The organism is Streptomyces sp. Y309 (assembly GCF_056712025.1).
The window spans coordinates 3,105,239-3,128,899 of record NZ_CM160048.1; the positions used below are offsets into that span (position 1 = coordinate 3,105,239).

Annotated in this window: 22 protein-coding genes, 1 tRNA gene and 1 pseudogene; 12 read left to right on the forward strand and 12 right to left on the reverse strand. The window is 72.0% G+C overall.

Translation table 11 applies throughout. From position 1 onward, the window contains the following. Positions 1–115 precede the first annotated feature (115 nt). The 5 genes from AC0KTA_RS11785 to AC0KTA_RS11805 form a co-directional block, all read right to left on the reverse strand. Positions 116–1,288 (reverse strand): PQQ-dependent sugar dehydrogenase, encoded by a 1,173-nt coding sequence (locus AC0KTA_RS11785; RefSeq protein ID WP_481055072.1) that lies wholly within the window; start codon positions 1,286–1,288, stop codon positions 116–118. Positions 1,289–1,543: 255 nt separating this feature from the next. Next, positions 1,544–1,615 (reverse strand) — tRNA-Arg (locus AC0KTA_RS11790). A 124-nt stretch (positions 1,616–1,739) separates the two neighbouring features. Continuing rightward, complete coding sequence (locus AC0KTA_RS11795) at positions 1,740–2,558, reverse strand: SAM-dependent methyltransferase (protein WP_481055073.1); 819 nt, start codon at positions 2,556–2,558, stop codon at positions 1,740–1,742. A gap of 158 nt (positions 2,559–2,716) precedes the next feature. Then, a complete protein-coding gene (locus AC0KTA_RS11800) occupies positions 2,717–3,874 on the reverse strand; it encodes an agmatine deiminase family protein (protein WP_481055074.1) in 1,158 nt (385 codons plus the stop codon). A gap of 174 nt (positions 3,875–4,048) precedes the next feature. After that, positions 4,049–4,624, reverse strand: a complete 576-nt coding sequence (locus AC0KTA_RS11805) for a TetR/AcrR family transcriptional regulator (protein WP_481055075.1) — start codon at positions 4,622–4,624, stop codon at positions 4,049–4,051. 152 nt (positions 4,625–4,776) lie between these two features. Between AC0KTA_RS11805 and AC0KTA_RS11810 the strand changes: the two are divergent. Next, positions 4,777–5,424: pseudogene (locus tag AC0KTA_RS11810) on the forward strand (class I SAM-dependent methyltransferase family protein); the annotation flags it as partial. A 303-nt stretch (positions 5,425–5,727) separates the two neighbouring features. Here AC0KTA_RS11810 and ku read toward each other — a convergent pair. Then, complete coding sequence (ku, locus tag AC0KTA_RS11815) at positions 5,728–6,834, reverse strand: non-homologous end joining protein Ku (protein WP_481055076.1); 1,107 nt, start codon at positions 6,832–6,834, stop codon at positions 5,728–5,730. 111 nt (positions 6,835–6,945) lie between these two features. Between ku and ligD the strand changes: the two genes are divergently transcribed. Next, the gene (ligD, locus tag AC0KTA_RS11820) at positions 6,946–7,845 is read left to right on the forward strand and encodes a non-homologous end-joining DNA ligase (protein ID WP_481056390.1); all 900 of its coding nucleotides are present in this window, start codon (positions 6,946–6,948) and stop codon (positions 7,843–7,845) included. 208 nt (positions 7,846–8,053) lie between these two features. Here ligD and AC0KTA_RS11825 read toward each other — a convergent pair whose 3' ends face one another. After that, positions 8,054–8,857 carry a nuclease-related domain-containing protein gene (locus tag AC0KTA_RS11825; protein ID WP_481055077.1) on the reverse strand — a complete coding sequence of 268 codons (804 nt, stop codon included), beginning with the start codon at positions 8,855–8,857 and terminating at the stop codon, positions 8,054–8,056. 326 nt (positions 8,858–9,183) lie between these two features. Between AC0KTA_RS11825 and AC0KTA_RS11830 the strand changes: the two genes are divergently transcribed. The 6 genes from AC0KTA_RS11830 to AC0KTA_RS11855 all read left to right on the forward strand — a co-directional run bounded on the left by AC0KTA_RS11830 (position 9,184) and on the right by AC0KTA_RS11855 (position 15,473). Beyond that, positions 9,184–9,864 carry a class F sortase gene (locus AC0KTA_RS11830; protein WP_481055078.1) on the forward strand — a complete coding sequence of 227 codons (681 nt, stop codon included), beginning with the start codon at positions 9,184–9,186 and terminating at the stop codon, positions 9,862–9,864. Positions 9,865–9,923: 59 nt separating this feature from the next. Beyond that, complete coding sequence (locus AC0KTA_RS11835; protein ID WP_481055079.1) at positions 9,924–10,799, forward strand: hypothetical protein; 876 nt, start codon at positions 9,924–9,926, stop codon at positions 10,797–10,799. Next, positions 10,796–12,109, forward strand: a complete 1,314-nt coding sequence (locus AC0KTA_RS11840) for an ATP-binding protein (protein ID WP_481055080.1) — start codon at positions 10,796–10,798, stop codon at positions 12,107–12,109. Before AC0KTA_RS11835 ends, AC0KTA_RS11840 begins: the two co-directional genes overlap by 4 nt. 91 nt (positions 12,110–12,200) lie before the next feature. Further along, positions 12,201–12,584 (forward strand): SH3 domain-containing protein, encoded by a 384-nt coding sequence (locus AC0KTA_RS11845; RefSeq protein ID WP_481055081.1) that lies wholly within the window; start codon positions 12,201–12,203, stop codon positions 12,582–12,584. Between the two features lie 64 nt (positions 12,585–12,648). Further along, positions 12,649–14,022, forward strand: coding sequence for an FtsW/RodA/SpoVE family cell cycle protein (locus AC0KTA_RS11850; protein WP_481055082.1), 1,374 nt, complete (start codon positions 12,649–12,651; stop codon positions 14,020–14,022). Next, a complete protein-coding gene (locus AC0KTA_RS11855) occupies positions 14,019–15,473 on the forward strand; it encodes a penicillin-binding transpeptidase domain-containing protein (RefSeq protein WP_481055083.1) in 1,455 nt (484 codons plus the stop codon). The genes AC0KTA_RS11850 and AC0KTA_RS11855 overlap by 4 nt, the downstream gene beginning before the upstream one ends. A 220-nt stretch (positions 15,474–15,693) precedes the next feature. On the opposite strand, the gene AC0KTA_RS11860 is transcribed toward AC0KTA_RS11855, so the two are convergent. After that, positions 15,694–16,842, reverse strand: coding sequence for a ferritin-like domain-containing protein (locus AC0KTA_RS11860; protein WP_481055084.1), 1,149 nt, complete (start codon positions 16,840–16,842; stop codon positions 15,694–15,696). A gap of 189 nt (positions 16,843–17,031) precedes the next feature. On the opposite strand from AC0KTA_RS11860, the gene AC0KTA_RS11865 reads away from it, so the two are divergent. The 4 genes from AC0KTA_RS11865 (at position 17,032) to AC0KTA_RS11880 (ending at position 20,465) form a co-directional block, all read left to right on the forward strand. Beyond that, a complete protein-coding gene (locus AC0KTA_RS11865) occupies positions 17,032–17,970 on the forward strand; it encodes an AurF N-oxygenase family protein (protein WP_481055085.1) in 939 nt (312 codons plus the stop codon). 70 nt (positions 17,971–18,040) lie between these two features. Further along, on the forward strand, positions 18,041–18,772 hold the full coding sequence (locus tag AC0KTA_RS11870; protein WP_481055086.1) for a TetR/AcrR family transcriptional regulator: 732 nt from the start codon (positions 18,041–18,043) through the stop codon (positions 18,770–18,772). A gap of 57 nt (positions 18,773–18,829) precedes the next feature. Further along, a complete protein-coding gene (locus AC0KTA_RS11875) occupies positions 18,830–19,204 on the forward strand; it encodes a hypothetical protein (protein ID WP_481055087.1) in 375 nt (124 codons plus the stop codon). Between the two features lie 103 nt (positions 19,205–19,307). Next, entirely contained in the window at positions 19,308–20,465 is a 1,158-nt protein-coding gene (locus tag AC0KTA_RS11880) for a C40 family peptidase (protein WP_481055088.1), read from the forward strand. 203 nt (positions 20,466–20,668) lie between these two features. Here AC0KTA_RS11880 and AC0KTA_RS11885 read toward each other — a convergent pair whose 3' ends face one another. From AC0KTA_RS11885 to AC0KTA_RS11900, 4 genes are all read right to left on the reverse strand, one after another. Beyond that, positions 20,669–21,904: a styrene monooxygenase/indole monooxygenase family protein gene (locus AC0KTA_RS11885; RefSeq protein WP_481055089.1), complete on the reverse strand. Its 1,236-nt coding sequence runs from the start codon at positions 21,902–21,904 to the stop codon at positions 20,669–20,671. A 26-nt stretch (positions 21,905–21,930) separates the two neighbouring features. After that, positions 21,931–22,506, reverse strand: a complete 576-nt coding sequence (locus tag AC0KTA_RS11890; protein WP_481056391.1) for a GTP-binding protein — start codon at positions 22,504–22,506, stop codon at positions 21,931–21,933. Between the two features lie 109 nt (positions 22,507–22,615). Then, entirely contained in the window at positions 22,616–23,089 is a 474-nt protein-coding gene (locus tag AC0KTA_RS11895; protein WP_481055090.1) for a DUF742 domain-containing protein, read from the reverse strand. Continuing rightward, entirely contained in the window at positions 23,089–23,601 is a 513-nt protein-coding gene (locus AC0KTA_RS11900) for a roadblock/LC7 domain-containing protein (RefSeq protein WP_481056392.1), read from the reverse strand. The genes AC0KTA_RS11895 and AC0KTA_RS11900 overlap by 1 nt, the downstream gene beginning before the upstream one ends. Between the last annotated feature and the right edge of the window lie 60 nt (positions 23,602–23,661).

The window sequence follows — 23,661 nt, forward strand, 5'->3', positions numbered from 1 at the left end:
GGCCGCAGCGTGTCTTCACTGAGGCCGGGGCCCGTGTCACGTGAACGAAAGATGGACTGTCACGTGGACGAAGGAGTGCCGGACGAAAGAAGAACTGTCACGCCCGTCACGCCCGTCACGCCGGATCGATCCGATAAACACTGCCGCCGATGTCGAGGACGTACAGCTCCCCCTCGCCGTCCTGGGCGAACGAGACGACTTCGCCGCCGTTGACGCCGAGGTCGCCCTTGTCGGTCACCTTGCCGTTCTCGATCTTCAGGGTACGGAGGGTGCCGTCGCAGTAGTCGCTGTACACGTACTGCCCCTTGAGGTCCGGGATCGCCGCGCCGCGGTAGACGTATCCGCCGGTGACGGAGCAGCCCAGGCCGGACCGGTCGTACTCGTGGACCGGCGGCACGTGGTTCGCGGGCTCGGTGCCGCCGCGGAAGGGATGGTTGCCCTCCATCTGGGACCAGCCGTAGTTCTCGCCGCCCTTGCTGGCTGCGGGGGCCCAGTCGATCTCCTCCCAGGCGTTCTGACCGACGTCGCCGATGAGCAGGTCGCCCGTGCCCGAGTCGAAGGAGAACCGCCACGGGTTGCGCAGCCCGTACGCCCAGATCTCGTCCTTGGCCCTGGGGTCCGTCACGAACGGGTTGCCGGGCGGGATGGCGTAGGGCTTGCCGGCGCTCGGCTTGCTCGGGTCGATCCGCAGCAGCTTGCCGAGCAGTGTGTCGAGTTTCTGCCCGTTGCCGTGCGGGTCGCCGCCGGAGCCGCCGTCGCCGAACGCGATGTAGAGGTAGCCGTCGGGGCCGAACCTGATGTCGCCGCCGTTGTGGTTCGAGTACGGCTGCGTCTGGGTGAGGATGGTGCGCCGGGTGCTGGGCTGGGGCTTGCCGCCCTTCACGGCGAACTCGTCGATGGTGCTGGTGCCTTGGCGGTTCGTGAACGAGATGTAGAAGTGCGCGAAATTCTTGTCGAACGCGACGCCCAGCAGGCCGCGTTCACCGTCGGTGGTGGTCTGGCCGGATATGTCGAGGACGGGTGCGCCGAGTCCCGTGTCGTCCAGGACCCGTACGGTGCCCGCGCGTTCGGCTATCCAGACCGTGCCCCCCGGCCCCGCGGCGGCGGCGGAAGGGTTCTTGGCGGCGGCCACCTTGGTGAGCGCGGCCTTCGCGGCCTGCCGCGGGGAGGCAGCGGGCTCGTCGGCGGACGCGGTGCCTAAGGCGGCCGTGCCCAGGGCGAGGGACGCAGCGAGACAGATGCTGCCGATGGTGCCAATGATCGCCGAGCTTCTGGTGCGAACTTTCACCGTGATCCTCCTGGAGGCGGCGAATGGGGGAAGTCACCCAGCTGCTTGGGGGCAGTGTTGTGTTGTAAGGGCATCGCCCGCGCCAGCACGCAACCTGGGTGGGGGGAAGGGTGTGCCGCTGGCCACGCATGAGAATACTGGGGCTGGGCGGCTTGGCGTAGACCAGTACGCCACTCTTCTCCTACCCGCACACACGCGAAGACCCCGACCTCAGCGTCTCCGCTGCTGACGGGGTCTCGGGCACCTCATGAAGGGTGCCCCCGGCAGGATTCGAACCTGCGCACACGGCTCCGGAGGCCGTTGCTCTATCCCCTGAGCTACGGGGGCGTGTCGGCCGTTTGTGGCGGCGACGGGTAGAACACTACCAGCTTCGTGGGGGTCGTCAGGAACCGGTATTCGTGCAGCGTCCGGGGGCTTCGCGGGGCACCCCGGACGCTTGCGGGGGCGAAGGTTACGGCTTGCGGGCGACGCCCGCGTAGGCGTCGACCGCTGTCGTCGTGTCCGTCGTGGGCTCGGGGCGCCAGTGGGTGACCGGGGTCACGCCGGGGGCGGTGAGGGTGAGGCCGTCGAAGAAGCCGGTGATGTCCTCGACGCTGCGGACGTAGTACGGGATCGCCCCGCTCTTGTTGTACGCCGCCGACGCCGCGATCATGCCCTCGCTCGTCGACGTGGAGTCGCTGATCACCAGGTGGCTGCCGGACGGCAGGCCCGCCATGAGGCGGTCGACGAGGTCTCGTGCTTGCTCGTACGAGGACACGTGGCCGAGGGTGTTGAGGATCATCAGGGCCACGGGGCGGGTCAGGTCCAGGGTCTCGCCCGCCTTCGCCAGGATCGCCTCCGGCTCGTACATGTTCGCGTCGATGTACGACGTGACGCCCTCGGGCGTGCTCGTCAGGAGGGCGCGGGCGTGGGCCAGGACCAGCGGGTCGTTGTCCACGTACACGATGCGGGACTCGGGCGCGACGCGCTGCGCGACCTCGTGAGTGTTGTCGGCCGTCGGCAGGCCCGTGCCGATGTCCAGGAACTGGCGGATGCCCTGTTCCCCTGCCAGGTGGCGGACCGCGCGGCCCAGGAAGTGCCGGCTCGTGCGGGCGACGTCCACCAGGCCCGGGAAGATCTCCTTGATCTGGTCGCCGAGCTCGCGGTCCTTCTCGTAGTTGTCCTTGCCGCCCACGAAGTAGTTCCAGAAGCGCGCCGAGTGCGGCTTGCTCGTGTCGATCCGTGCGCGTATCTCGGCGGACGAGTCGAGCTTGGGGTCGGAGCCTGACACGGGGGCCTCCTGCGGGGCGGGGCGGGGTGCGTGAGCCGGTCGATCACTCGCTCACTCATCTGGCAATCGCAACCTAGCAAGTATGTGGCAGGTCAGGAGGGTTGTGGGGGGCCTGGCCCGGTGGCCTTCCCGGCTACCGCTTCTCCTGCCAGTTCCCCCTACGCCTTCGGCTCCTGCATCGTCGCGCAGTGGATGCCGCCGCCGCCCGCCATCAGGCGGTCCACGTCCAGTTGGATCACCTCTCGGTCCGGGAAGGTGCCGGCCAGTGCCCTGCGGGCGCCCTCGTCCGTCCTCCTGTCGCCGAACTGGGCCGTGATCACCGCGCCGTTCACCACATGGAAGTTGAGGTACGAGTCGAGGAAGGTCGGCGCCGTCGAGCGGATCTCGGTCGGGCCCTCGACCTTGATGACACGCAGGCGGCGGCCGCGCGCGTCCGTCGCGCGGGACAGGATCGCGAGCTGCTCGCGGGCGTCCCGCGCCCAGATGTCCGTACGGTCCGCGGACGGTACCTGCACCATCACCACGCCGGGGCGCACGAAGCGCGACGTGGCGTCGATGTGGTCGTCGGTGATGTCCTCGCCCTTGATGCCGGGGGCCCAGATCATCTTCCGGGCGCCGTACGCCCGCAGCACCTCCGCCTCGATCCGGTCCCGGGTCTTCCCGGGGTTGCGGTTGGAATTGACGAGGCTGCTCTCCGTCGCCATCACCGTGCCCGCGCCGTCGGTCTCGATGCCGCCGCCCTCGCCCACGAACCCGGCCCGCGTGAAGTCGCGCCGCGTGAACTCGGCCACCCGGCGCGCCACTTGGGCGTCCCTGCGGTGCCGCTGCTTGCCGCCCCAGCCGTTGAAGCCCAGGCCGACCGCGTCCACCCCGCCCGCCCCGTCCCGCCGGAACACCGCGCAGGTGTCCCGCATCCACAGGTCGTCGGTGGGGATGGAGTCGAGCACGGTCACCTTCGGGCCGCACCGGGCCCGCGCCCGCGCCGCCTCCCGCCGGTCCGGCGCGCACATGACCACGGGTTCGTACGCCGCCACGGTGCGGGCGAGCAGCGCGATGTCGCGTTGCACGCCCGCCAGGTGGTCGCCCCAGACGGCGTCACTGGTCGGCCAGGACATCCAGGTGCGCCGGTGCGGGGCCTCGTCGGCCGGGACCGTCCAGCGCCGGCGGGTGCTCCGCGCCGCGTTCGCCGGAGCGCTCGCCTCCGCCTGGCAGGCCGTGGTCGTGGCGGTCAGGGCGCCGCCCAGGGCGAGGGCGGCCGTGCCCGCGCCGGTGACCCTGAGGACTCCTCGGCGGGTGGGGCGGGGCGACTCGTTCACGGGTACGTACCTCCGGGCAGCGGGCGTAGGGGTGCGTCATCCACTCTGGCCCTGACTGAAATTTCAGTCAAGTTTTCACCGGCAGCGTACGGTGCTCGGATCCATGTCGTACGGAGCAGGCCGGAGGGTCGTACGGAGAGTCCGGAGGGTCGTACGGAGAGTCCGGAGGCCGGGCTAGCGCTCTCCCAGCTCCAGCGCGAACGCCTCCCCCAGCAGCCCCCGCGCCCGCTCCAGCTCCATCGAGCCCGCGAGCCAGCGGCCGCTCAGGCCCTCTACCAGGGCCGTCAGGCGTTCCGCCGCGGCGGGGGCGGCCACGTCGTCGCGTACCGTGCCCGCGTCCTGCGCCTCGCGGATCAGCTCGGCGGCGTACTCGACCCACTCGGCCGTCGCCCGGCTCAGCTGCTCCCGCAGCTCGGGGTCGAACTTGGCGCTCGCCTGGAACTCGCCCCACGCGGTGCTGTTCTCCACCACCTCGGGGTCGTCCTGCAGCTCCAGGAGCAGCATCTGCTCCAGGTGGGCGCGGGGGTCGGCGGCGGGGGTCGCGGTGGGTTCCGTGTAGCGCTCGGCGCGGTCGTTGATGAAGGCGAGGGTGCGGCGCATGAGGCCGGCGCGGTCGCCGAAGTGGTAGTAGATGAGGCCGGTCGAGACGGACGCCTCGGCCGCCAGCTCCTCCACCCGCAGGCCGCGCACCCCGCTGCGGGCGATGAGACGGGTGGCGGCTTCGAGGATCTGGGTCTGGCGCTTGGACACGCAGCCACGATAACCGCGGGTCGGCGGGCCGCCGTCCCTGTCCGCGGCGCCGTACGTGGGGCGGTGGCCGCCCCGTACTCAGCCGCGTCACTCACCCCGCCCGAGTATCCGTACGGATGCCCCCTCCCCCGCCCGCGGCGACGCTGGCGTACATGACGAAATCTCTGCGGAACCTCAAGTGGGCAGTGTTGCGGGGCCTGTTGGGCACGGTCGGGCGGGCCTCGCGGGGCATCCGGATCGGCTACCGGTACGGCTTCGACAGCGGCACGATGCTCGACTACGTGTACGTGAACCGCGCGCACGGCGTCCTCGGCGTCGGCCGCCTCGTCGACCGCGGCTATCTGAACGCCGTCGGCTGGCGCGCCATCCGCGCCCGGCGCGCGCTCCTCCAGGACGTCCTGCGCGAGCAGCTCGGCCGGCGGCCCGGCCGCGAGGTCGCCGTGCTCGACGTCGCCGCCGGGCCCGGCCGCTACCTCCAGGACCTGGCCGCCGAGTACGGGCCCGGCCGGGTGCGGGTGCTGTGCCGGGACCTGGCGGAGGCCGGGCTGCGGCAGGGCGAGCGGCTCGCGCGGGCGCGCGGGATCAGCAACATCTCGTACGAGGCCGGGGACGCCCTCGACCCCAAGGCGCCGGAGGCGGGCGCGCCGGACGTCGTCGTCGTGTCCGGGCTCTACGAGCTGCTGCTCGACGACGACGCGATCCGGGCCTCGATCGAGCGGCTGCGGGGGCTGCTCGCGCCGGGCGGCACCCTCGTCTTCACCACCCAGACCCGCCATCCGCAGCTCGACTTCATCGCCAACGTACTGCCCAACAGGGACGGGCAGTTGTGGGTGATGAAGTGCCGGGACGTCGCCGAGACGGAGGGGTGGGCGCGGGGGGTGACCCCGCGGGTCGGCGGGGTCACCCCGCAGGCGGGGTGGGGTGATCCCGCGGGCGGGGTGGTGCGCCCCGTAGGGGCGCGGGGAACTGCGCGCTCAGCGCGCGAAAAGCCGCAGACGCGTCTGCTCAGATACTCGGCAGATGCGGCTGCGGCTTTGTTGTGGCTGGTCGCGCCCACGCGGCGGAGCCGCACATCGACACAGCCCCGCGCCCCTACGGGGCGCTTACGCCGTCGCCCTCTTCCTCGGCGTCGTCTTCTTCGCCGTCGCCGTCTTCTTCGAAGTGCTCTTCTTCGCCGCGGACTTCGCGGTGGCGGAGGTGCTGGAGGAGGAGGCCGTCTTCTTCTTCGCTGTGCTCTTCTTCGGGGCTGCGGACGTGGACTTCGCGGCCGTCTTCGACTTCGTGGCCGTCGACTTCTTGCCGCCCACCTGCTTGGGAGCCGCCGGGGCCGACTTGCGGGCCGGGGTCTTCGCGGTGCCGGAGCGGCGGGACCGGAGTGCGGTGACCTCGGCGTCCTTGCCCTCGTCCGCCGCGGCGCCGGACCCCTTGCCGCGCGGCGAACGGGCGGCCCGGACGCTGCTCTCCAGGGCGGCCATCAGGTCGATGACCTTGCCGCCGCCCTCCTCGGCCGCGGGTGCCGGGGCGGCGGTCTCGCCGCCCTCGACCTTCGCGGCGATCATCTCCTCGACGGCTTCGCGGTAGTCGTCGTGCAGCGAGTCCAGGTCGACCTCGCCGAGGGTGTCCATCAGGGCGTCCGCCAGGTCCAGTTCGGCCTCGCGGATCTTCACGTCGCTCTCCGGCGCGACGCCTTCGGTGGCGCGGATTTCGTCCGGCCACAGCAGGCCGTGCATGGCGATCACGTCGTCGACGACCCGGAGCATGCCGAGCCGTTCGCGGCCGCGCAGTGCGAACTTGGCGACGGCCACCTTCTGGCTGCGCTTCAGCGCCTCGCGGAGCAGGGTGTAGGGCTTGGCGGCCGGTACTCCATTGGCGGACAGGTAGTACGCGGTGCCCATCTGGAGGGGGTCGATGCGGTCGGCCGGGACGAACGCGACGATCTCGATGGTCTTCGCGGTCGGGATCGGCAGGGAGGCCAGGTCGTCGTCCGTGATCGGGATGACCGAGCCGTCGGCGTCCTCGTACCCCTTGCCGATCTCGGCGGTCGGGACCTCGCGGTCCTCCAGCTCGCACACCTTGCGGTAGCGGATGCGGCCGCCGTCCTCCGAGTGGACCTGGCGGAAGGAGATCGAGTGGTTCTCCGTGGCGTTCACGAGCTTGATCGGGATGCTGACCAGGCCGAAGGAGATGGCGCCGTTCCATATGGACCGCATGTGGAGGACCTTTCGGCACGTCTTTGTGGCGTCTCAGTGGCGTCGCTGTGGTCTGTGGCGTCTTTTGTTACGTCTTGGTGCGATTCTCCGGTTTTGTGCGATTCTCATCGTATGTCGCCTATCACCGAGGTGGAGGGGCGAAGGATCGCGCTCAGCAACCTGGACAAGGTGCTGTATCCGGCGAGCGGCTTCACTAAGGGCGAGGTGCTGCACTACTACGCCACCGCCGCCGAGGCGCTGCTCCCCCACCTCCGCGACCGCCCCGTCTCCTTCCTGCGCTTCCCGGACGGGCCCGAGGGGGAGCGCTTCTTCGCCAAGAACGTGCCGCCGGGTACGCCCGCCTGGGTGCGGACGGCCGAGGTGCGGCGGTCGGACGGGGTCTCGCGGCAGATCCTCGTGCAGGACCTGCCCACGCTGATGTGGGCGGCTAACCTGGTCACGGAGTTCCATACGCCGCAGTGGCTGGCGGACGCGCCCGGGCTCGCCGACCGGCTCGTGCTCGACCTCGACCCGGGGCCGCCGGCGGGTGTCGTGGAGGCGTGCGAGGCGGCTCTGTGGCTGCGGGAGCGGCTGATGGGCGACGGGTTCGAGGTGTACGTCAAGACGTCCGGCAGCAAGGGGCTGCACATTCTGGTGCCGTTGCGGCCGGCTCCGAGTGCGGAGGTCACCGCGTACGCGAAGGGGCTTGCCGTGGAGGCGGAGCGGGCGCTGCCCGGGCTTGTGGTGCATCGGATGACGCGGAGCCTGCGGCCCGGGAAGGTGTTCGTCGACTTCAGCCAGAACGCTGCCGCGAAGACGACGGCCACGCCGTACACGTTGCGGGCGCGGGCCGAGCCCACGGTGTCCACGCCGGTGTCGTGGGACGAGGTGTCCGCGTGCGCGGCGCGGCGGGAGGCTGGGCTGCTGGTGTTCCTCGCGCCCGAGGTGGGCGGTCGGTTGGAGCGGTACGGGGATTTGCTGGGGCCGTTGCTGGAGTCCGGGCGGGGCGGGGTGCTACCCCCTTCGGGGTGACCGCCGACTTGGACGGCACCGTCGGCGTGGGCTGCCGTTAGGGTCGGGACCCGCCCTGCGGGACGATTGCCCACAGCGGCAGCGGGACACTGCGGCGCACCGCAGCGGCAGCCGCCAACGGCGCAGCACCCCCGCCGGAGACGTCCACCCTGCGGTCAACTGGAAACGGGCGGGCGGGCGGGAGATGTCCGCCCGCGGAGCGGCGGGGTCAGATGCGGTGCCAGGTGTGGCGGTCGCGGGCCAGGGCGTGGAGGGCCTCGACGTCGGCCGGCTTGAGGACCCCGCCCGCCCGGGCCAGACCGGCCAGATCGTGCTCGAGGAGCACGCGAACCTCCCGCGGCGGCGCCGCGACGTCCACGTCCACCGCCCCCACGGGCACCAGCACCGCCCGCACCTCCGCCGTCAGCGCGAACGACGCCCGCCCGGCGTCCGCCCGCAGGTCCCGCAGCAGCGGCACGGCCCGCCCCCGCCCCACCGCCACCATCGGGTCGGCCACCCGCACCCGCTGCCTGCGCGCGGGCACGGAACGTACGCAGAACAGTCCGCCGGGCCCGATCAGGAGGTGGTGGATCCGCGCGCCGCCCGGGAGGCCGATCGAGTGCAGGGCGCGCCAGCCGCCCGCGTCGAGGCCGTCAAGGGCGTCCCCGACGGCGGTCTCCGCCGCGAGCGCCCGGGACCGCGGATCGGACCGCAGCCTGCGCGGGGGCGGCGGATCGCGGTCGATGGCTATGCGCAGCGCCTCGCCGGGCCGGTTCGGCGCGAGGTCGTCGTCCGGGTGCAGCGTGAGCCGGGCCAGCTCGGCCGGCGTCGGCACGGGCGGCGGCCCCACCGAGACGTTCCCTGTCAGGAACGGGGCCAGGACGTGCAGCACGTCGGCCTCGCGGTCGGCGCTCAGCAGGTTCACCCGGGCGGTGTCCCTGTCGTACCAGGCCACGTTCCTGCCGTCCGGTCGGCAGACGTAGAGCCGCTCCTGACCGTGCCTCCATGCCGGTACGACGCGCAGTCCGCTCATGCCCCATCACCCCATGACCATGGGAGCAGCCCGGACGCTCCTCGGGCAAGAACCTGACGGCGCCCCACGGAAGTTGATGCCAATTCGCCCCGCGTGCGCCACCCCGGGCGAGGTCTGTACGCCATGTCACCACCCGTCCCGTAACGGCACCGCCCACACAGCTATGGCGCCCTGTTACAAACTCGCCGAATTGCCGCAATGGCGGACACCTAGCTTCGTACGTGTCCACGATCGCCGCCGAGCGCAAGGAACGCACCGCGAGCAACCGCCGCCGCACCGACGGCTGAACAGGAATCCACCCGCTCGCACGGCCCCAAGGAGCCACCGTGACCACCCCCACCACCCCCGAAGCCGAGCAGCAGCCCCGCTCCCCCCAAGGCGCCCCCGCCCGGAAAGGCGCCCCCGCCAGGCGCCTCGCCGCCGCCGCGGCCCTCACCGCCGCCGTCGGGCTCGGCCTCATCGCCTGCGGGCAGGGCGGCGGCTCCGGCGGCCCCGCGCCCGACGTCACCGTCAAGAACGCCGCGACCCGGCAGGCCAAGCAGGCGCCGCTGCCGCTGAAGGAGTCCCGGCCGACCGGTCTGCGGATCCCGGCCGCGGGTGTGGACGCCAAGGAGATGCTGGACCTCGGCATCGGCGCGGACGGCGAGCTGGAGGTGCCGCCCCCTTCCAAGGGCGAGGTGCCCGGCTGGTGGACCGGCGGTGTCACGCCCGGCCAGAAGGGTGCGGCCGTCCTGGTCGCGCACTACGACACGGCGAACGGCCCGGCGCTGCTGCGGAACGTCGCGAAGGTCCAGGTCGGCGACAAGATCATGGTGCCGCGTGCGGACGGTGCCACGGCGACGTTCGAGGTCCGTGAGGTCCAGCAGGTCGGCAAGGAAGACTTTCCAACCCATAAGGTGTACGGGGCGACCGACCGGCCGGAGCTGCGTCTGCTGACCTGCGGCGGCCCGATCAAGGACGGTCACCGGACCGACAACATCATTCTCTATGCCGACCTCGTGCGCTGAGTACGTCCCCGGGCCTGCCGGGGCCGGGCTCGCGTACCCACCGGCCATCGCAAGCAGGAGTGCAGTTGAACCGCAGCCGCAGCTCGCGAGGGCGCGGCCCCCGCGGGCGCCGCGCGCTCGCCACGGCCGTCTTCGCGCTGTCCGCGGCCGCGCTCGCCGCGGGCTGCGGCGACCCGGGCGACCTGCGGAGCGCGGGCTCGACGCCGACAGCGGTCGGCCCCACCCGGTTGTGGCCGGACCTGCCGCCCGCGTCCTCGCCGCTCGGTGACTACGGGACGGCGGACACCGAGGAGGTCAAGGGCGTGCCGGTACCCGGAGGCGACCTGCGCAAGGTGAATCCGGTCGACATCGTGCGGGCGCAGGCCGCCGCACACCCCGACGACTACTCAGGACCCTCCGCGCTCTACAAGGAGACCGCGGACGACCTGAAGAACTGCGGCAAGAAGAACGACGCCAAGGAGTGTCCCGTCCTCAAGGCGTACTACCGCGATTTCACCGGTGACGGCAAGGACGACGTGGTCATCGGCATCCGCATGCCCGAGGAGCAGCTGGCCATCCGCGTCTACGCGATGGAGAAGGGGCATCTGACCCAGATCATGGGCACGTCCGACGCGGTGCTCGGCATCGAGCTCGCCGGGCGCGATCTGGTGCTGCGCGCGGTCTCCGACATCCCGGGCTACGAGTACCGCACGGCCTGGTCCTGGGACCGGCACCAGCGCGCGATGCTGCCGACGCGCGACGAGTTCCTGCGTTCCTCGGACGCGCCCCGGCCCAAGGGCGGCCGCAGCCCGCTGCCCCAGCCGACCGAGGGCCCCCGCCTGGAGGGCCCGAGCCCGGGCGCGCGGCCGAGCTCCGAGGAGTCCGTGGACGGCGGGGACTCCGGGGACTCTGCGGGCTCCGGCGGCTCCGGCGGCTCCACCGGCGAGGGCTCATGACGGGCACCGGCGCGGCTCCCCGCCGCCCGCGGCTGCCGCTGCGCCTGCCCGCCTGGACCGCGACGCTGACCTGGAAGGCCGCGGTGTTCATCACCGTGATGTGCTGCGCGCTCGCGGCGCTGCTCGGCGTACTCGTGCACGTCGCGGTGACCAACCAGACCGTGGGCCAGGCCCGCGACCGCGCCCTGACCCGGCTCGACGACGCCACCAAGCAGTACGAGGCGGGCGGCAGGCTCGACCCCGGCGCGAGCATCGACCCGCAGAACCTGCCCGAGGCGCTGCGTGACCTCGCCGTCGGCGGGGAGCGCGGCACCATGGTCGGCGACCACGACGAGCGGCCCACGGTGTGGGCGGCGGGGCCCGCGGACGGCGGGCGCGCCATCGCCGTCCAGGTCGACTACGCGCAGGGCGCCCGCACCATCGAAGGGCTCGACCGCGCGATCCTCGGCTCGTCGGCGCTCGCCATCGGGGCGACGCTGCTCGTCGGCTCGTTCGCGGTGACGCGCGTGACCCGGCGCCTGCACCTGACGGCCCGGGTCGCGCGCCGCATCAGCGCCGGTGACCTCGACGCCCGCGTGAACGACCCGCGCACCCGGGACTCCGACCGCCACCAGGACGAGGTGGCCACCGTGTCCGGCGCCCTGGACACCATGGCCTCGTCGCTGCAGAGCAAGCTCCTGAGCGAGCAGCGGTTCACCGCCGACGTCGCGCACGAGCTGCGGACGCCGCTGACCGGGCTGCACGCCGCCGCCGAACTGCTGCCGCCGGGCCGCCCCACCGAGCTGGTCCGGGACCGGGTGGCCGCGCTGCGCACCCTCACCGAGGACCTCCTGGAGATCTCCCGCCTCGACTCGCGCAGCGAGCGCGTCGACCTCGACGCGGTCCGCCTCGCTCCACTGGCCGAGCGCGTCGTACGGGCTTCCGGGGGCGACGTGGAGCTGCGGATCGTACGGGACATCGTGGTGGACACGGACGGGCGGCGCCTCGAGCGGGTGCTCGGGAACCTCGTCGCGAACGCCCTCAAGCACGGGGCTCCGCCGGTGTCCTTGACCGTGGACGGGCCCGTGCTCACCGTGCGGGACCACGGCCCCGGCTTCCCCGACTACCTGGTGGAGCACGGGCCGCAGCGGTTCCGCACGGAGGGGACGACCAAGGGCCACGGCCTGGGGCTGACCATCGCCCTGGGGCAGGCCCAGGTGCTGGGGGCCCGCCTCGAGTTCACCAACTCGGCCGACGGCACCGGGGCGGTGGCCGTCCTCACTCTCCCCCAAGCTCCACAGGAGCAGGGTGGGACCCCCTCGACGGGCTAATTGCCCGCGCCTCCACGCGTCGTCACTTTTAGTGTGAATTACGGCCTTTGACGGCCGTACGTTTCCACTCGGCTCTGCCCAGGAGGCTCCCATGGCCCTTCGCCCCCGCCCCTCCGTCGCCGCCCGCCTCTCGATACTTGTCGCCGGCGGCGCCCTCGCCGCCGCCACCGTACTGACCGCCGCCCCCGCGGCCGTCGCGGACAACGCGGCCCTCGCGGACGACGCGAACAACAATCCGCCCCTCTACAAGGGCCGCGTCATCGCCAAGGGCGGGCTCCTGTTGCGGGACTCGCCGACGCGGGGCAGCGCGGTCATCCGCAGTGAGCCGTACGGCGCGATCGTGCACATCTACTGCAAGGCGCGCGGCCAGCACGTGCACCACAACGACCGCTGGTATCTGCTCACCGACGGCACCTGGGCGTGGGGCGCCGCGCACTACATCGACAACATCGGCCCCGCGCCACGCTGGTGTTGACACCTCACCGCGGGCGGCGGCGACATAACCGGACATTAGGCCCGCCGCTTGCTACGTTCCGGGCATGACCGGAACAGCAGCGGAGCCCGCCACCGTCCCCGCTGTCCGCGTCCCCCGGCGCCGTGGCACCGAGCTCACGCTGCTCGTCGTCGCCGTCCTGCTTTCGGTGTACGGCTACTGCGACGTGGGCCTGGCGCGCAACGGCTCCGTCCCGCCCGGCGCCGCCGGTTACGGCGCCGGGCTCGGGGTGCTCGCGCTCCTCGCCCATCTGGCGGTCCGGCTGCGCGCCCCGTACGCCGACCCGCTGCTCCTTCCCATCGCCGTGCTGCTCAACGGCCTCGGCCTGGTGCTGATCTACCGGCTCGACCTGGAGACGCCCGGCGACCACGCGGCACCCACCCAGCTCGTCTGGTCGACGGTCGGCGTCGCCCTCTTCATCGCCGTGGTGCTCTTCCTGCGCGACCACCGCATGCTCCAGCGGTACGCGTATCTGTCCGTGGTCACGGCGCTCGTCCTGATGATCGTGCCGATCTTCTTCCCCGCGGTGAACGGCGCCCGCATCTGGATCCGGATCGGCGGATTCTCCATCCAGCCCGGCGAGTTCGCGAAGATCCTGCTCGCGGTCTTCTTCGCCAGCTACCTCGCGGCCAACCGCAACGCGCTCGCGTACACGGGCCGCACGGTGTGGAAGTTCAAGCGGCTGCAACTGCCCACCGGCCGGGTGCTCGGGCCGATCGTGGCGATCTGGCTGCTGAGCGTCGGCGTGCTGGTCCTGGAGCGCGATCTCGGCACGTCGCTGCTGTTCTTCGGCCTCTTCGTGATCCTGCTGTACGTCGCCACCGGGCGCACCGGCTGGATCGCCGTCGGGCTGCTGCTCGCGGCGGTCGGGGCGTTCGCGGTCGGTTCGCTGGAGCCGCACGTGCACAGCCGGGTCCAGGACTGGCTGCACCCGTTCGCGTCCATCGACGCGGGCGAGGGGCCGAACCAGCTCGCCCAGTCGCTCTTCGCTTTCGCGGCCGGCGGGCTGCTCGGCACCGGGCTCGGGGACGGGCACTCCATCCTCATCGGCTTCGCCGCCAAGTCGGACTTCATCCTGGCGACGGCCGGGGAGGAGCTGGGGCTCACCGGCATTGCCGCGATCTTCCTGCTGTACGCGCTGCTTGTGGAGCGCGGCTACCGGGCCGGGCTCGCCCTGCGCGACCCGTTCGGGCGGCTGCTCGCGATCGGGCTCGCGTCGATCGTGGCGCTCCAGGTGTTCGTGATCGCGGGCGGGGTGACGGGGCTGATCCCGCTGACCGGGATGGCCATGCCGTTCCTGGCGCAGGGCGGTTCGTCCGTCGTGACCAACTGGATCATCGTGGCGCTGCTCATCCGGGTCAGCGATTCGGCGCGCGCTCAGCCTCTTCCGGCCCAGCCTCTTCCCCAGGAGCGGGCGTGACCAAGTACATCCGCCGGGCCGCCGCGTTCTGCGCGCTGCTCCTCGTGGCGCTGCTCGTCAACGCGACCCGCGTCCAGGTCGTCGACTCCGGGACGTACGACGACAATCCCGCCAACCGCCGCCAAGCCATCACCCGCTTCGACCAGCCGCGCGGCGACATCCTGGTGGACGGCCGGGCCGTCACCGGCTCCCGGGACACGGGCGAGCAGCTCCGCTACGAACGGACGTACCGCAACGGGCCGTTGTACGCCCCGGTGACCGGCTTCGCCTCGCAGGTGTACGGCACCACCTTCCTGGAGCACGCCGAGGACGACGTCCTCTCCGGCACCGACCCCATGCTCGCGCCGCTGCCCCTGTGGAACGACGTCACCCGCACCCAGAACCCGGGCGGCGAGGTCGTCACCACCATCAAGGCGGCCGTGCAGCAGGCCGCCTACACCGGGCTCGGCGGCAAGAAGGGCGCCGTGGCCGCGCTGGACCCGGCCACCGGCGAGATCCTGGCCCTGGTCTCCACGCCCTCGTACGACCCCGAACGCCTCTCCGGCACCGGCACCGCCGTGACCGATGCCTGGGCCGACCTGAACGCCGACCCCGACAAACCGATGCTCAACCGCGCGCTCAGCCGGACCTATCCGCCGGGGTCCACGTTCAAGGTGGTGACGGCGGCCGCCGCGCTCGACGCGGGCGAGATCGACGACTTGGACGCGCCGACGAAGTCCCCGGATCCCTACACCCTGCCCGGCACCTCGACGAGCCTGGCCAACGAGGTCGAGGGCTGCGCGGACGCCAGCCTGCGGTACGCCTTCCAATGGTCCTGCAACACCGTCTTCGCCAAGCTCGGCGTCGACACGGGCCAGCGCGCCCTCGCAGGCACCGCGAAGAAGTTCGGCTTCGACACCCCCGGCCTGAAGGTCCCCTCGCCGGTGGCCACCAGCACCTTCGACACCTCCATGGACGACGCCCAGCTCGCCCTGTCCGCCATCGGCCAGTACGACACGCGTGCCACGCCGCTGCAGATGGCGATGGTCTCGGCGGCCGTGGCGGGCGGCGGCTCGGTCAAGGCGCCGCACCTGGTGGACCGGACGACGACCGACGACGGCGACACCGTCGCGTCGAGCGGCACCGAGACCCTCCGGCAGGCCATGAACCCGGGCACGGCCGTGCAGTTGCGCGAGCTGATGACGGACGTCGTCGAGAAGGGCACCGGCACCAACGCGGCGATCGACGGCGTGACCGTCGGCGGCAAGACCGGCACCGCCCAGCACGGCATCGGCAACACGGGCACCCCGTACGCCTGGTTCATCGCCTGGGCCCAGAAGCCCGGCGACGCGGAGGCGTCCGTGGCGGTCGCCGTCGTCGTGGAGGACGCCGCGGCGGACCGCCAGGACATCAGCGGCGGGGGCAGCGCGGCCCCGATCGCGAAGGCGGTGATGGAGGCGGCGCTGCGCTGAGGCGTACGGCGCCGCTGTCGCTGCGGTTCGGCCGCGCCTCGAAGGGGCGCGGGGCTGTATCGATATGCGTCTCCGCCGCGAAGGGGGTCCCCCCTGTTCGAGCGAAGCCGAGAACTTGGGGGAGCGACCAGCCACGATGGAGCCGCAGACAACCGACGGCCCACCGCGGCACATCCAGCGAAGCGGTGGACGGGGCGAACACCACGGCGCAGCCGGGAACTTAAGCGTCGGCCCCGCCGGAGGCGATCGCCTCGGAGACCTCCGCGACCCGCTCCCGCTCCTCCGCGGCGAAGCGCTCGGCGTCCAGCTTCTCCGCGATCTCCTCGTCCTGCGCCATCAGCAGATCGAGGTTGGAGTCGCCCATCTCGAACACGCCCATGTCGACGTACGCCTGCTGGAGCCGCTTGCCCCACAGGCCGATGTCCTTGACGCACGGCACGATGCGGCTGAACAGCAACTGCCGGAAGAGCTGGAGGTATTCGGAGCTCTCGCTGCACTCCTCGGCCTCCTGCAGCGGGATGCCGAAGTTCGTGAGGACCTCCACGCCGCGCAGCCGGTCGCGCATCAAGTAGCAGCCGTCGATGACGAATTCCTCGCGCTCGCGCAGCTCGGCGTCGGTGAGCTGCTTGTAGTAGTCGCGCAGCGCCATCCGCCCGAAGGCCACGTGCCGGGCCTCGTCCTGCATGACGTACGCGAGGATCTGCTTGGGCAGCGGCTTGTCGGTGGTGTCGCGGATCATGCCGAAGGCGGCAAGGGCGAGGCCCTCGATGAGGACCTGCATGCCCAGGTACGGCATGTCCCAGCGGGAGTCGCGCAGGGTGTCGCCGAGCAGCGACTGAAGGTTGTCGTTGACCGGGTAGAGCATGCCGATCTTGTCGTGCAGGAAGCGGCCGTAGATCTCCGCGTGCCGGGCCTCGTCCATGGTCTGGGTCGCGGAGTAGAACTTCGCGTCCAGGTCCGGCACCGACTCCACGATGCGCGCCGCGCACACCATCGCGCCCTGCTCGCCGTGCAGGAACTGGCTGAACTGCCAGGAGGCGTAGTGCTTGCGCAGTTCACCGCGCTCGGCCGCGGACATCCGGTCCCAGTGCCGGGTGCCGTAGATCGACATCGCCTCGTCGGGGGTGCCGAGCGGGTCGAGCGGATCGACCTCCAGGTCCCAGTCGATGCGCTTGGACCCGTCCCACTGCTTGTCCTTGCCCTTTTGGTAGAGGTTCAGGAGGCGCTCGCGGCCCTCGTCGTACTCCCAGCTGAAGCGGGCGGCGCCGGTCGCGGGCACCTGCCAGGCGAGGGGGTCCTGGGCGGGGTCGCCCTGGGCGGTGGCGCCCTGCTCGTACCCGGCCTTGACGTACAGATCGCGCGTAGACACTGACGGCTCCTCGCGAGTCTCGGCGGCCCCCGCTGCCGCGCAACCGCCGCACAGGGGTGGCTCCTTGGCAGGCTCACACGGTGGTAGATGCCGGGTCAACAAGTCGTGCGCAAGGGATTGACGGTCTTGCTGACAAGCAGTCTCATAAGAGGTGACCGCCGGTAACCTGTTCAGAAGCCAGGAGACACCATGACGACCGTGACCGAAGACACCGGGCTCTCAGGTCTCCGGGACGCGCTCGGCCTGCTCAAGGACCGGGAACAGGTGGCTCTGCGACTGCTCGAGTCCTCCGCCAGGCACTCCTTCGACCCGGACAAGGAGCTCGACTGGGACGCGCCCGTCGAGGACGGCAAGTGGTTCTGGCCGCCGGAGCTCGTCTCGCTCTACGACACCCCGCTGTGGCGCCGGATGTCCGAGGAACAGCGCATGGACCTCGCCCGGCACGAGGCGGCCTCGCTCGCCTCGCTCGGCATCTGGTTCGAGATCATCCTCATGCAGCTCCTCGTGCGGCACATCTACGACAAGTCCGTGACCAGCGCACATGTGCGGTACGCCCTCACGGAGATCGCCGACGAGTGCCGCCACTCCATGATGTTCGCCCGCATGATCCAGAAGGGCGGGGCGCCCACGTACCCCGTCACGAAGCTCAACCACAACCTCGCCCGCGTCCTCAAGACCGTCTCCACCACCCCCGGCTCCTTCGCCTGCACCCTCCTCGGCGAGGAGATCCTCGACTGGATGCAGCGCCTGACGTTCCCCGACGAGCGCGTGCAGACCATCGTGCGCGGTGTGACCCGCATCCACGTCGTGGAGGAGGCCCGCCATGTGCGGTACGCCCGCGAGGAGTTGCGCCGCCAGATGGTGACCGCGCCGCGCTGGGAGCGCGAACTGACCCGCGTCAGCAGCGGCGAGGCGGCCCGCGTCTTCTCCATCGCCTTCGTCAACCCGAAGGTCTACACGGACGTCGGCCTCGACCGCCGCGAGGCCCTGGCCCAGGTCAAGGCGAGCGGCCACCGCCGGGAGGTCATGCAGACCGGCGCCAAGCGCCTCACGGACTTCCTGGACGACATCGGGGTGATGCGCGGGGTCGGGCGCAGGCTCTGGAAGTCGTCGGGGCTGCTGGCATAGGCGGGCCGTCGACGCAGGCGCGGGTTCCCGGACCGACTCTTCGTACGAAAACACGGTTACGCTGCGGGACATGACCTCAGCCGTCGGCCCCACCCGCGCGTACCGGCGCCTCAGCGTCGAGGAGCGCAAGAGCCAGCTCCTCGACGCCGCCCTCAACCTCTTCGCGCACCGCGCGCCCGACGAGGTCTCGCTCGACGACGTCGCGGAGGCCGCCGGGGTGTCCCGACCCCTGGTGTACCGCTACTTCCCCGGCGGCAAGCAGCAGTTGTACGAAGCCGCGCTGCGCACGGCGGCCACCGAACTGGAACAGTGCTTCGCCGAACCGCAGGACGGCCCGCTGACCCGGCGCCTGGGCCGCGCCATCGACCGCTACCTCGCCTTCGTCGACCAGCACGACGCCGGATTCAGCGCGCTGCTCCAGGGCGGCAGCGTCGTCGAGACCTCGCGCACCACCGCCATCGTCGACGGGGTGCGCCGCTCGGCCGCCGCGCACATCCTCGCCCACATGGAACTGCCCGAGCCGCCGGGGCCGCGGCTGCGGATGACCGTCCGGATGTGGATCACCGCGGTCGAGGCCGCCTCCCTGATCTGGCTCGACGAGGACAAACAGCCGCCGCTGGACGAGCTGCGCGACTGGCTGGTCGAGCAGTTCGTGGCCCAGATCGCGGCCACCGCGGGCCGCGACCCGCAGACCGCCGCCGTGGTCCGCCGCGCCCTGGCCCTGGAGAGCGCGGAAGGACCGGTGGGCGAGCTGGCCCGGCGGGTGCTTCCGGTGGTGGCGGAGGCGGGGCATCTGCTCTGACGGCACCGGGTGGGCCGGGTGACGCCGGTGCCGTGCGGACGGGGTGACACTGGTGCCGTGAAGAGTGAAGACACCCCCTTCGTGGGCGGCCCCCTCGACGGCCGCGTGCTCCCGGTCCTGCTCGGCCCGACCGGCCACCCGCCGAAGGTCTACCGCGTCCCGGTCCCGGACGACGCGGGCGGCGAGCCCACGGTCCTCGTGTACCGGCGGGTGCCTGCGGGCACCGCGCGGCGGTTCGGGCTGCACCCCGGCTGGAAGTACGAGTACGTCGCCGGGGGCCGCGGGGACGAGGGCGGCTTCCGGAACCTGAAGTGGCCGTGGTCGAAGCCGGACCCCGGGCGGGCGGCCGGTACCGATGCCGACGCGTCGGCGGAGCGGGAAGACCGGGACGGCGGGCGCAACCTGCCGCGCCGGGGAGACCTGGACGAGTGACCTCATTGCGCCGGGCGCCCGCCCCCGACGGGCGGCCCGCGCGCAGGCGCCCGAAGCTCGCGGTGCGCGGCGGAAGGACCGCCCCGCACCGGGAGGTGATGACGTGTCAGGAAGGTTGCTGCGCTGGGTGTGCACCGGATCGGCGCTCTCCGCGCTGGTCACGGCCGCGCCCCTGGCTCCCCTGACCCCGTTCCCCGCGTCCGCGGCCCATGCGGTACCCGGCCCCGGCGAACGCCCCGTGGCCCGGCTCCTGACGGATCTTCAGCGGCTGTACCGGCAGGCCGAGGAGTCCACGGAGACGTACAACGCCACCGAGGAGAAGCTGAAGGACCAGCGCCGCCGGGTCGACGGCCTCAACCGCGGCCTGGCGGAGGCCCGGGCCTCCGCCCACGACGGCAAGGGCGCCGCGGGCCGCCTCGCCCGCCAGCAGTACCAGACCGGCACCATGGAGATCTCCTCCTACGTACGCCTCCTCCTCGCCCGCGACCCGCGGGGCGCCCTCGACCAGCGCCACGTCATCGGCCGCGCCGCCGCCGAGCGGGCCGCCGCCGTCACCCGCCTCGTCGAGGACGAGAAGAAGGCCGACGGCCTCGCCGGGGCGGCGCGGCGCGCCCTGGCCGAGCAGGTGTCGCTCGCCCAGCGGCAGAAGAAGGCACGGGACACCGTGCGTGCGCGGCTGCGGGAGGTCGAGGAGCTGCTCGCCTCGCTCTCCGCCGAACAGGTGGCCGCGCTGGGGCGGGCGGAGGAGTCCGGCGCCGCGAGCGCGCAGCGCAGGCTTGTCGCCTCCGGGGCGCTCGGGGCGCCCGCCGCTCCCGGGCGGGCGCCGTCCGCGCGGGGGGAGCGGGCCCTGCGGTACGCCGTCGCGCAGATCGGGAAGCCGTACGAGTGGGGGGCCGAGGGGCCCGCCGCCTTCGACTGTTCCGGGCTCACCCAGCGGGCCTGGGGGGCCGCCGGGCGGGGGATTCCTCGGACCAGTCAGGAGCAGTGGAAGCGGTTGCCGCGGGTTTCCCTGCGGCAGCTTCGGCCCGGTGACCTGGTCGTCTACTTCCCCAAAGCCACGCACGTCGCCCTCTACCTCGGCCGCGGCAAGGTCGTCCACGCGCCTCGGCCCGGGGCCCGGGTCAAGGTCTCCCCCCTCGCCGCGAACCCCGTCCTCGGCGCGGTCCGCCCCGACCCGCGGGCCACTCCCGTCCCCGACTACCGCCCGCCGCGGTTGCCGTCGGGGGCAACGAAGGGGGCGGACCGGGGGTGGGCGGGTTGAGCCCTCGCGGGGGCGCCCCAGTCCCGCCCCTTCCCGAAACCGGGGGCTCTGCCCCCAGACCCCCGCTCCTCAAACGCCGGAGGGGCTAGAACTCAGCCGCACATTCTCAGCCCGTCCGGCGTTTGAGGACGAGCCGCGAAGCGGCGATAGCGGGGGTCCAGGGGGCGGCAGCCCCTGGTTACGGGAAGGGGCGGGATTGGGGGCTACGCAGCAGCGACCTCCGCCACATAACCGTTCGCCGGCTCCGCGTCGTAGAAGTAGTTCTCGAAGTCCCCGGGATCGTTGAACCCGTTGGCGAAGCGGTCGGCGACGGGCTGGAGGTCGCCTGCGGCGCCGAGGAGGTTGAGGACGTGCTCCGGCGGCGGCAGCAGCATCGCGTTGGTCCACTTGGTGACGTGCTGAGCAGTGGCCCAGTACCGGTCGAAGGCGGCCTGCATCCACGCCTCGTCGAACGGCCGGTCCCCGTGGGCGACGATCGAGGAGAGGTACGAAGCCGCGCACTTGGAGGCGGAGTTGGACCCCTGCCCGGTGATCGGGTCGTTGGCGACGACGACGTCGCCGACGCCGAGGACGAGCCCCCCGCCGGGCAACCGCCCGACGGGCTTGCGCACGGTGGGCGCGTACCGCCCGGCCAACGTACCCCCGGCGTCGGTGAGTTCGACCTTGGTGGCGCGGGCGTACTCCCAGGGCAGGAACTTCTCCAGGAGTTCGAGGGTCAGGGCGAGATGCTCACCGGGATCCTTCACGCCCCGGAAGACGTCGAGCGGCCCACCGGGAATGCCCTCCCAGAAGAGGATGTCGGCCCGGCCGGAAGTGGTGAACGTCGGCATGACGAAGAGTTCGCCGACACCCGGCACCAAGTTGCAGCGCACCGCGTCGAATTCGGGGTGCTCGGGGCGCGGCCCGAGCCCGTGGACGTACGCCACGGCGAGCGCCCGCTGCGGCGCGTCGAACGGCGAGCGCGCGGCGTCCCGCTCGAACATCGACACCAGCTCGCCCTTGCCCGCGGACACCAGGACGAGGTCGTACGTACGGGAGAAGTAGTCCAGGTCCGAGACCGCCGCGCCGTGTATGACGAGCTGCCCGCCGCGCTGCGCGAACGTCTCCATCCAGCCGGCCATCTTCACCCGCTGGTCGACCGACTGCGCGTAGCCGTCGAGCCTGCCCACCCAGTCGATGACGCGAGCCGATTCGGGTCCGGCGACCGAGACCCCCACGCCCTCGATCCTCGGGGCCTGCGACTCCCAGAAGTTCAGGCCCAGGTCGCGCTCGTGCTGGAGTGCCGTGTGGAACATGCACTGCGTCGACATGACCCGGCCGGCCCGGATCTCGTCCGCCGTGCGGTTGGACATCAGCGTGACCTCGTACCCCTGCGACTGGAGTCCGAGAGCGATCTGGAGGCCGGACTGACCGGCTCCGACGATGAGTATCTTGCGCATGGTGCTACAGATCCTTCTCTTCAGGGCTACTCGGGGGTGACGTCCAGCGCGTGGCCCACCAGTGCGAGCAGCGACTCGATCGCCGAGATCCGCTGCCGCGCGTCCATGATCAGGACGGGGATGTGCGCGGGTACGGTCAGCGCCTCGCGGACGTCCTCCGCCTCGTACCACTCGGTGCCCTCGAAGTGATTGACGGCCACGATGTACGGAATTCCGCAGCTCTCGAAGTAGTCGAGCGCCGGGAAGCAGTCGGTGAGGCGGCGGGTGTCGGCGAGCACGACGGCGCCGATCGCGCCGCGTACGAGGTCGTCCCACATGAACCAGAAGCGCTGCTGGCCCGGTGTGCCGAAGAGGTAGAGCACCAGGTCGTCGTCCAGCGTGATGCGGCCGAAGTCCATGGCGACCGTGGTCGTGGTCTTGCCCGGGGTCGCGCTCAGGTCGTCCGTGTCCGCGCTGGCCTGCGTCATCAGCGCCTCCGTCTGGAGGGGCGTGATCTCGGAGACGGCGGTCACGAGCGTCGTCTTGCCCACGCCGAAGCCGCCCGCGACGACGATCTTCGTGGCGATGGGCGCGCGCGTGCGGTCGGTCTGCCAGGACCGCAACTGCTCCTCGTCCTCGAGGAGTTCGAACGTATCGGCGCTACCGGCGTAAGGACCGGCGGTGGTGGCGTCGGGGCCGGCAGTCGCGGAGTCGAGGCCGGCAGTCGCGGAGTCAGAGACGGCGGAGTCCACTCAGCACCCTTTCGAGCAGTGCGCGGTTCGGCTGCCCGGGGCCGTGGCCCGTTCCGTACACGCGGATCTTTCCCTGGTCGGCGAGGTCACTGAGCAGCACGCGGACCACGCCGAGCGGCATCTTCAGGAGCGCGGAGATCTCGGCGACCGTACGCATCCGGCGGCAGATCTCGACGATGGCCCGCATCTCCGGCATCACCCGCGAGCTCAGCGGGTCGCCCTGCGCGAGCTCCCGCCGCTCCTCGGGCGCGTCGAGGGCGGGGTTGGCGGCCACGAACGTCTCGACGAGCAGGACGTGGCCGAAGCGGGTGCGGCCGCCGGTCAGCGAGTACGGGCGTACGCGCGCGGGCTTCCGGTCGCCGCCGCGCACGGGCAGCTTGGGCGGGCGCAGCTTGTGCTCCGGGAGCTTGGCCGCGGGCGGTTTGCGTTCGGGGCCCTCGGGCGCGCCGCTCATCACGCGTCCTCCAACGACTGGCGCAGCTCGCTGCGGAGTTCGGGGGTCAGGACGTGTCCGGCGCGGCCGACGAACAGCGCCATGTGGTACGCGACGACCGTCATGTCGCAGTCGGGCGTCGCGTGCACACCGAGCAGCGAGCCGTCGCTGATCGCCATCACGAAGAGGCTGCCCTCGGCCATGGCGACGACGGTCTGCTTGACCGGACCGCCGTCCATCAGCCGGGCCGCGCCGACGGTGAGGCTGCCGAGCCCCGACACGATCGTGGCCAGGTCGGCGCTCGACCCCCTGGGCCCGGTGGGGCTCGTGGCGGGGCGGCGCTCGGCGTTGCGCGCCGGGTCGGAGGAGAGCAGCAGGAGCCCGTCGGACGAGACGACGGCGACCGAGAGGATTCCGGGGACCTCGTCGACCAGGTTCGTCAGCAGCCAGTGGAGGTTCCTGGCCTCGCTGCTGAGTCCGTACGCGAGGGGCTCGCCGGACTCCGTCGGCGACGGGGGGCGGGGGCCGGGCACGGCGGCCGTGTCGGGCTCCGCGGCGGCCTCTGCTGCCGCGGCGGGTTTCGCGGGCTCGGC

What these genes read in the sequence shown, in the direction of transcription:
- AC0KTA_RS11870 (WP_481055086.1), top strand. Translation starts at nt 18,041, where the DNA reads ATGACCTCAGCCGTCGGCCCCACCCGCGCGTACCGGCGCCTCAGCGTC.
- AC0KTA_RS11885 (WP_481055089.1), bottom strand. Translation starts at nt 21,904, where the DNA reads ATGCGCAAGATACTCATCGTCGGAGCCGGTCAGTCCGGCCTCCAGATC.
- AC0KTA_RS11895 (WP_481055090.1), bottom strand. Translation starts at nt 23,089, where the DNA reads ATGAGCGGCGCGCCCGAGGGCCCCGAACGCAAACCGCCCGCGGCCAAG.
- AC0KTA_RS11850 (WP_481055082.1), top strand. Translation starts at nt 12,649, where the DNA reads ATGACCGGAACAGCAGCGGAGCCCGCCACCGTCCCCGCTGTCCGCGTC.
- ku (WP_481055076.1), bottom strand. Translation starts at nt 6,834, where the DNA reads ATGCGGTCCATATGGAACGGCGCCATCTCCTTCGGCCTGGTCAGCATC.
- AC0KTA_RS11825 (WP_481055077.1), bottom strand. Translation starts at nt 8,857, where the DNA reads ATGAGCGGACTGCGCGTCGTACCGGCATGGAGGCACGGTCAGGAGCGG.
- ligD (WP_481056390.1), top strand. Translation starts at nt 6,946, where the DNA reads ATGTCGCCTATCACCGAGGTGGAGGGGCGAAGGATCGCGCTCAGCAAC.
- AC0KTA_RS11840 (WP_481055080.1), top strand. Translation starts at nt 10,796, where the DNA reads ATGACGGGCACCGGCGCGGCTCCCCGCCGCCCGCGGCTGCCGCTGCGC.
- AC0KTA_RS11865 (WP_481055085.1), top strand. Translation starts at nt 17,032, where the DNA reads ATGACGACCGTGACCGAAGACACCGGGCTCTCAGGTCTCCGGGACGCG.
- AC0KTA_RS11845 (WP_481055081.1), top strand. Translation starts at nt 12,201, where the DNA reads ATGGCCCTTCGCCCCCGCCCCTCCGTCGCCGCCCGCCTCTCGATACTT.